This window comes from Segatella sinensis, assembly GCF_040095255.1.
Lineage (GTDB): Bacteria > Bacteroidota > Bacteroidia > Bacteroidales > Bacteroidaceae > Prevotella > Prevotella sinensis.
In genome coordinates this window covers 65124-73079 of the sequence record NZ_JBBNGE010000014.1, presented here as the reverse complement: position 1 = coordinate 73079, position 7956 = coordinate 65124, and the positions used below count along the sequence as shown (strand labels likewise).

8 protein-coding genes are annotated in these 7956 nt (G+C 39.4%); all 8 read right to left on the bottom strand.

The window, feature by feature from the left end; genetic code table 11:
- Positions 1–235: 235 nt before the first annotated feature.
- Positions 236–796, bottom strand: a complete 561-nt coding sequence (locus AAAT87_RS06015; RefSeq protein ID WP_349225922.1) for a VanZ family protein — start codon at positions 794–796, stop codon at positions 236–238.
- 442 nt (positions 797–1238) lie between these two features.
- Positions 1239–1673: a WbuC family cupin fold metalloprotein gene (locus AAAT87_RS06010; RefSeq protein WP_349225924.1), complete on the bottom strand. Its 435-nt coding sequence runs from the start codon at positions 1671–1673 to the stop codon at positions 1239–1241.
- 14 nt (positions 1674–1687) lie between these two features.
- Complete coding sequence (locus tag AAAT87_RS06005; protein WP_349225921.1) at positions 1688–2677, bottom strand: MraY family glycosyltransferase; 990 nt, start codon at positions 2675–2677, stop codon at positions 1688–1690.
- 28 nt (positions 2678–2705) lie between these two features.
- Positions 2706–3599 carry a DUF4435 domain-containing protein gene (locus AAAT87_RS06000; protein WP_349225920.1) on the bottom strand — a complete coding sequence of 298 codons (894 nt, stop codon included), beginning with the start codon at positions 3597–3599 and terminating at the stop codon, positions 2706–2708.
- Positions 3600–3604: 5 nt separating this feature from the next.
- Positions 3605–4591 carry an AAA family ATPase gene (locus AAAT87_RS05995; protein ID WP_349225919.1) on the bottom strand — a complete coding sequence of 329 codons (987 nt, stop codon included), beginning with the start codon at positions 4589–4591 and terminating at the stop codon, positions 3605–3607.
- A 151-nt stretch (positions 4592–4742) separates the two neighbouring features.
- Entirely contained in the window at positions 4743–5639 is an 897-nt protein-coding gene (locus AAAT87_RS05990) for an NAD-dependent epimerase/dehydratase family protein (RefSeq protein WP_349225918.1), read from the bottom strand.
- On the bottom strand, positions 5639–6781 hold the full coding sequence (locus AAAT87_RS05985) for a glycosyltransferase family 4 protein (protein ID WP_349225917.1): 1143 nt from the start codon (positions 6779–6781) through the stop codon (positions 5639–5641). The genes AAAT87_RS05990 and AAAT87_RS05985 overlap by 1 nt, the downstream gene beginning before the upstream one ends.
- A complete protein-coding gene (gene wecB, locus AAAT87_RS05980; RefSeq protein ID WP_349225916.1) occupies positions 6766–7956 on the bottom strand; it encodes a non-hydrolyzing UDP-N-acetylglucosamine 2-epimerase in 1191 nt (396 codons plus the stop codon). Before wecB ends, AAAT87_RS05985 begins: the two co-directional genes overlap by 16 nt.

Here is a 7956-nt window from a genome sequence, read left to right as displayed (position 1 = left end):
ATAATGTCGCAAAGTTACGCTTTTTCTACGAAACCACCAAGAAAATTGAAAGAAATCTGCAAATTATCAGCAAATTACCTCCAAATCAACAGTAAGCTATAAACAGCAAACTATTAATTGTATATTATAAATTGTAAACTGCAGTCCCCAGGCGGTCCCAGCCCGCAAAAACCTGGCGAGGGCTTTGATGCCCCGCCAACCATAGAGCGAAGCGGTTCCGAGCACCGGAGGGCGGTTACATCCTCTCTCTTCGGGCAAGAGAGAGGCTTGGTGAGAGATGTAGCATACCTATTCCACATCCTACCACACTACCTAGCGTATTATGAAACAAATCATCGAATTCACACAGGCCTCGATTGAAAAACAGTTGTGAAAGTTCTATGCAGGCAGAGAAAGCAGCACCGAATAAGAATGATTTTAGCAATGCATTTTTAGTACAGATGAAACTTAGCAGGAACCCAAAAGGAATGCCTAGTGCAACATTGAGTAGATTCTCTTCTATCAATTCTTTCTGCCCATCAGCAATGGCCACATAACTCCAGAAAGGAGTAAGCTTATACATATATGTATCTCCCGATGTTCTATAAATTACTGTCGAACCCAATATGAGAAACATATACTCAATAAGCAAAGTGGTCATTACACCGATTCTTGCTCCTTTGAGATTCTTAGCAAATGCAAATACCAAAACGATAATGCCGCTCATTACCAGAAATGACAACTGCACAACCATATTAGGTATGTCTTTTGAAACATCTGCCAAATGCTCGATAGAATACTCAACAGGATTACTCATTGCAAACATCATAATTAGAGATTAAGCACATTCTCCAACACCTTTCCCCATGCGGTCCCAGCCCGCAAAACCTGGCGCAGACCTTTGATGGTCCGACAACCATAAAGCGTAGCGGTTCCGAGCACCGGAGGGCGGTTACATCCCTTGCCCTTTTGGAAAGGGCGAGGGCTTGGGAGTGGGTTAAGGACCCTCCCGTTGGGGAGGGACAGGTGGGGCAAATACAGCACTGTAGGGCGGTTACATCCTCTCGTCCCTGAGGGTTTCTGTCCCCCAGAACTGGGGGAACCGAAGGGGGCGTAAAGACTATTGAAGAGAGGCTTGGTCAGAAAGGTAGAGCCTTCCTTAAGGGTAAGGAAGGACGGGTAGGTTTTCGAAAGACTCCTTCTTTTATGGTAAAGAAAGACGGGTAGGTTTTCGAAAGAAGATTTCTTAAAGAATTCCTTTAAGCCCTGGTAGCCTCACTCCCATCCTCCCCATACGCCCCATCTTTCGCTTCAAAGATGACGCTAGGTTCAAAGACCTCAACCGTGTGCCAAGCCCCCTTAGGCACCTGGCAGGCAAAGTCCCCATTTTCAGGACAGAGATGGATTCTCTCAATCTCTTGATAAGAAACCTTTCTTACGGTATCCCCACCATCATGAAGATACGATACCACCTCCTCGTATATCACTTCATCCATTCTGCCACAAAGACAGATGACACTCTCTGATGAATTCGGATGACGATGTATCGCCACTTCAGTACCAGGCAGCAGAGCATTGAGCATTCTCTGGCTTTGATCCTCTGCGCTTGTACGAAGATCATAGTTCTGGCGCAAGCGAGGATTCTCCTTTGCCTTGGCAAAAAGAGAATCCAAGAAATCTTTGTTTATTTCCAATGTATTCATGATCTTTATTTCTTAAGAGAAGCAAGATACTCCTCGTGAAGATGATAATACTTCTTCTTGAAAAGTACATAAGCAAGTGACAACACAAGCAATGCGCCCACAAGATACATCCAGTGGCACGTTACATTATCAGGACACAGATAGATAAATCCCAATGAAATCAACAACTGCATCGCCATATACAAGGAAGAAACCTTCACGTGTCCAATCTTCAACTCATTTGCCATCAACTGATAAGCATGCTTGCGATGAGCCTCACCCAGATTTTCATGCAACATAATGCGATGAACAATCGTCAGACAGCCATCCACACCATATACCAACAGGAAGATAAGCCAGGTAACATCCTGAGTCTTGATGATGACGTTGCCCAGGAGGAACAACATGATAAAGGCGATACCGATAGATCCCACATCACCGGCAAAACACTTTGCCTTACCCTTTGGGCGGAAGTTGAAGATGCAGAATACCAATGAAGCAAGGATGGTAGAGACAACCAAACTCTGCTCCATATACTCCTCATTCATATTCACCAATGCCAATGGTACCAATACCGCCAGCGAATAACCTGCAGTGATTCCATTGATACCATCCATAAAGTTAATGACATTCGTTGCACCTACATAAACGATAAGCGCAAGAACAACCACCCACCACATCGACCAATGCAAGATATCAAGTTGATAGAAAGCCAAGGCCGCAGATGCAAACTGCGCCACCAATCTCACACTATCAGGCAGCGAGCGAATATCATCCACAAAGCTGACACCTGCAATCAATGTCAAACCAGCCAGAAACCAAGGATAAGGAAATCCGAAGAATCCACTCCATACCCAAGCCCCTATCAGGAAGATGATGCCACCACCTCTCAACACGATAGAAGTATGAGATGATCTTTCATTCGGCTTATCAATGATATTACACTTATCCGCAATACGGAAATAAACAAGTTCTGCTATAAGAAGCAGAACGAAAATAATAATATATGTTACCATACTTAAAATATACCCAAACAATAGAATCTTAAGAAAAAAGACGATTAAGCTTATTCTGTGTTTCCCTAGGAGCAGAAACTAATTCCAGTTGATTATAATAAAAGGATTTATCGAGATATTCTTTCACGCTACAGTTAATACCTAACGTCTGCATAGCTTTATGTCGATCAATAGGATTACCTTCCTTTAAGTTTTCTTGAATAATCTCATGGATTTTACAGTTCAACAGTTTTTCCTCCACAGGCTTAACTATCATATTCCATAGGTTATGCCCACGCATAAGTTTCCACAAATCTGCATCAGCAATCCCCATTTTATCGAATTTTTCCTGAAAAGAAGCAGAATCCTGTACATCAATTTCTTCACTATTAACAATACCAGAAAAATCACCTTCAAGTGCTAATTTTTGAATGTTCAGTTTCTGCAACATTCCTCCGAAACCACCTTTGGGCTTTATGCTTTTATTCGAAACCCCTATCAAATATCTCACGAAATAGCCTTTAAATACTCTTGAAAAGTTCTTTAACAAGGAAATAGAGCTAACTTTCTGCATTAGAATATTTTCCAAGGAATACCATGTAGTGTTTATGACATATGGATGATTCCGAACCATTTCAGTATATTCGGAATAATCGTCAATCAGCAAATCGAAATCAGCATCAACGGCCACTATTTTATTAGTTCCCAAACCGGACATTTTCAATAGAAAGGTCTTACCATTTCCCTCGTCAGGATTTACAGCCTTATTTGTACAGACTTGAATATCATATTTAGCCAGATAAGGCTTGATGATTTCTTTCCAAAAAGGAACATCCTCATCCCCCTCAACGTAAAACATAACAAGAGGTTTTTCTGGTGTATGTCCAAATCGTCCAGCAGCTCTAACCCAACTACTGGTCAAATTCTGTCCAAGTTCACTCATACCAATTAATCTTTTACAGAAATCAAATCAGAAATATTAGTAACCAGTTGTTCCCATCCATCCATAATGATACCAGGAGAATGCGTAGCTAATATAATCTGACAATTTGGGTTCAACTTCTGAATATTTTGAATCAAATTTCTCTGCCAATCCAAGTGCATCGAAATTTCAGGTTCATCCATGATTAAAATGCTCTCTTGATTACGCTGCAACAAAATCGTAAGCATAACGATGATAAACTGCTTTTCACCAGAAGATAAACGCTTATTACTTTCCAGCAATTCGTCCCCTATCTTAAATTGCAATTTACTTTTCGTTGTGTCAACAGTTTTATTTGTACGTTTAAAAGCTTCATTGACAATCTCAATAAACATATCATTGTGCGCATATATTTTTTTCATATCTTCCATATCAACTTTTCCTGCTTGGTGAATAAGATCAGAAAGCTGTTTAGAAAGATCTGACAAATAATATGCATATTCACTTTCAAGAACTTCCAATTGTTGATCCAAGACACTACTCATTTCATTTTTCAGTGCAGGAACATCAAATGTAGATATTTTATTGAATATACGAAGTTTCTTAAAGTTGCCAACAGATAGCTTACTCTCACCTTGCTTTATCGCAATGACACTAGCGTTTAGAGTAAGATCAGAAAGATTTTTTTCATTTTTCTCATCAATTTCTGCCTGAAATTTCGTTACCAATTCCGTCAACATTTCATCGTTGGCAGCATCTTTCTTTAATTTGAGCAAACTATCCCTAAAGCTACGGAATTTTACAGAGATATCTTCTGTCATTACCAAAGTAGCTCCCTTAAGGATATAACTTTCTGGTACGCTTTTAGGCTCACATAAACTAGCTATGATATTCAAGAGCGTAGTTTTATATGAGCCATTATCGCCTGCTATGATATTTATATCACTGCGTAAATCCCAGTCAAAATCATACTTACCATATAATTTTTCTATCTTTATGCTTTTTATCTTCATAACAGTCTATTTAAACAATCATCATATTAAAGACTATCCGCTACCCTCTTCAGGCTTTCCTCAAAGCTGACCAGCTGATAGTCGAAATTCATTTTCGACATGGCAGGGTCATAATAGTAGGTAGTGATACAATTAGAGTCTAACAAAAGTACTAAACTATATAATGAGTCAAAACATCCATAGGCTCCCAGTCCAGTTCCAGCCTTGCCTTTTCATTACTAAACGTAAGGCTTTTTGTCATTTTTTCCAATTTGTATGAATTTATCGGAGACTTATTTCCTAAGAGATCACCTACTTTAGCCATACACCATGCAACCCAATATGGAATTGAAATTGGTTTGTGTTTACCTAATTGTTTTGCTACAGATTCACTAATTTGTCCAAAGGTTGGTTGAAAAGTATCACAAACATTATATATTCCCCCTTTTTTTACTAAAGATGGAATAATATTGGCTATATCTTGAGCCATAAGAATACTCTTTACAACCTTACCACCTGCTATATTCATATAAAACCCTTTACGAACTCCATTAACCATTGCACCAAGATTTCCAGGAGCATCCTTTCCTGCGAGTAATGAAGGACGCAAGATACTTAGTACCACATTATTTTTCTTACTCCATTCTGTTAAATATTCTTCTGCCATGATTTTGCTCTTAGCATATGGTGAAGTACCAAGAAGAGGATGCTCTTCTGTAATCAATTTACCAAAATCACAACCATATACAGCAACAGTACTTATAAAAACTATAGCTTTAGGCACTCCAACTTTTTCTAATGCAGAACACAAATTAACTGTACCTTGATAATTTACATCAAAAAAAGCTTGCCTTTCTGCTTCTGTTTTAGGAACAACATGAGCCTTGCCACACGCATGGAGCACAACATCATAATGCTGATTCAGTACAGGAATTTCTTTAGCTAAATTAGCCTTAATCATATCATCTTGTGTAATACCACAAGTAGTAACCTCATACAATATATCTAATATCGGACGAACATTCTTACCCAGGAAACCTGTTCCTCCTGTAAACAGTAATTTTTCCATTATATAGAATTTAAAAATTTATTTAGAACTATATCCTTCGCATAATCACGCTCTGCTATTTTACGTGCTTTTTTACCCATAGCCATCAATTCACCCATATCCCATTTGTCAGGCCAGCCACAATAGCCAACACCTTCTTCTTTTACAAGAAGGTCTATCTCACTATCTTTAGGTCCAAGAAACATTATAGGTCTACCAGAAGCAAGTATATTATAAGTTTTAGATGGTACACCCAAACCATACATACCATCTTGAAGTGTTACCAAAGCTATATGGCATGCACCTAAAACTTCATTCTGCTGACTTCTGAAATATGGGCCATGAAAAAAAACATTAGGATGATTCTGTTTCTTAAGAGATTCTTCCATAGCCCCCGTACCATACAAATGAAATTCTACATTTTCCGGCAATTGTTCTATTACCCTATCTAGACCTTGTACCCGACCTATATTACCCGCATATTCAAGCACAATTTTACCACTAGGCATTTTTTTAGGCCTTATGTTCTCTATGTCTGCCCAATTTTCTATTATAGTTATTCTTGGTTTTGAAAAACCATTATGAGCTTTTGATACTTTTTGAAAGATTACCTTTTCCATATCTCTACCAAGTACTATTAATTGATCAGCATTTGAATATGCCTTATCGAATATATTCTTACACAATCCATACATTGGCAATTTAAATCCTGCCGGTCGCGTATTTTCTGGGAATACATCATGAACCAAAATATTGAGTTCAAAACCAATCTTCTTTTTTAATTTTGCCATTAATGGAACCATAGGTGCAGGATTGGTTACCATCAACACCTTATCCTCTTTAGCTATGCACTTTTTAGCTAACATATACAGACGCTTGCTCATTAAGTAAAAAGAGAGAGTTTTTCCGAGACTTTTATTCTTATCTAGATTGGCTCCATTCACACGAGAAACCCAAATGCTATCATCTAAATGAAATTTATTTTCCTCATCAAGTTTCTTACGCCTATCATAAATTTTAGGGCCACAAAGTACTTTAACATTATACTTGGCTACCATTGCATTTGCAATTTCGCCAAGTATATATGCTGTAGATGTTTCATCAGGAGGAAATAGTTCTGTAACTATCCAAAGAGTTTGTTTCATATCTAATACTTTCTCCAAACCATTTTGTTCACAATACCAACATAGCTCTGGATAATCTTTACTACTTTGGTAGAAACATTCTCCTCAACATAGTCTGGTACTGGGATACCAAGCTGACCATCCTTGTTGAGTTCTACAGCAGTATCAACTGCCTGAAGAAGGCTTTTCTCATCAATACCTGCAATGACGAAATCACCCTTGTCAATAGCCTCCGGACGCTCAGTAGAAGTACGGATGCAGATAGCAGGGAACGGATGACCTACACTAGTGAAGAAAGAAGACTCCTCTGGAAGGGTTCCGCTATCAGAAACTACCGCAAAGGCATTCATCTGAAGACAGTTGTAATCATGGAAGCCAAGAGGCTCATGCTGGATTACTCGCTCATCTAATTTGAAGCCTGATGAAGCTAAACGGTTACGGCTACGTGGATGGCAGCTGTAGAGAATAGGCATATCATACTTCTCTGCCATCTTGTTGATTGCAGTAAAGAGGGATGTAAAGTTCTTCTCTGTATCGATATTCTCCTCACGATGGGCACTCAATAAGATATAATGACCCTTCTTTAAGCCCAAACGCTCATGGATATCGCTTGCCTCAATCTCATCCAGATTCTGATGGAGAACCTCTGCCATAGGGGAACCTGTTACATAGGTACGCTCCTTAGGTAAACCGCAGTCAGCCAAATAACGACGGGCATGTTCTGAATATGCCATATTCACATCACTGATAATATCCACGATACGGCGGTTGGTCTCTTCTGGAAGACACTCGTCCTTGCATCGGTTACCAGCTTCCATGTGGAAGATTGGGATATGAAGGCGCTTGGCTCCAATCACGCTCAGGCATGAATTGGTATCACCCAATACGAGTACTCCATCAGGCTTGGTCTGGGCAAAGAGCTTGTAAGAGCAATTGATGATGTTACCACATGTAGCTCCCAGATCATCACCCACAGCATCCATATACACCTCTGGTTCTGCCAACTTCAAATCCTTGAAGAAGATACCATTGAGGTTATAGTCATAGTTCTGACCGGTATGTGCCAGAATCACATCAAAATACTTGCGGCACTTGTTGATGACGGCAGCAAGACGGATAATCTCAGGACGAGTACCTACTACGATGACAAGCTTCAACTTGCCATTCTCCTGCCACTTAATATCTGAATAATCAAATTTTGGTTGCTTTTCCAT

Excerpts from the sequence above, each read along its gene's own strand:
- AAAT87_RS06005 (WP_349225921.1), bottom strand. The coding sequence starts at position 2,677 with ATGGTAACATATATTATTATTTTCGTTCTGCTTCTTATAGCAGAACTT.
- wecB (WP_349225916.1), bottom strand. The coding sequence starts at position 7,956 with ATGGAAAAGCAACCAAAATTTGATTATTCAGATATTAAGTGGCAGGAG.
- AAAT87_RS06015 (WP_349225922.1), bottom strand. The coding sequence starts at position 796 with ATGAGTAATCCTGTTGAGTATTCTATCGAGCATTTGGCAGATGTTTCA.
- AAAT87_RS05990 (WP_349225918.1), bottom strand. The coding sequence starts at position 5,639 with ATGGAAAAATTACTGTTTACAGGAGGAACAGGTTTCCTGGGTAAGAAT.
- AAAT87_RS05995 (WP_349225919.1), bottom strand. The coding sequence starts at position 4,591 with ATGAAGATAAAAAGCATAAAGATAGAAAAATTATATGGTAAGTATGAT.
- AAAT87_RS06000 (WP_349225920.1), bottom strand. The coding sequence starts at position 3,599 with ATGAGTGAACTTGGACAGAATTTGACCAGTAGTTGGGTTAGAGCTGCT.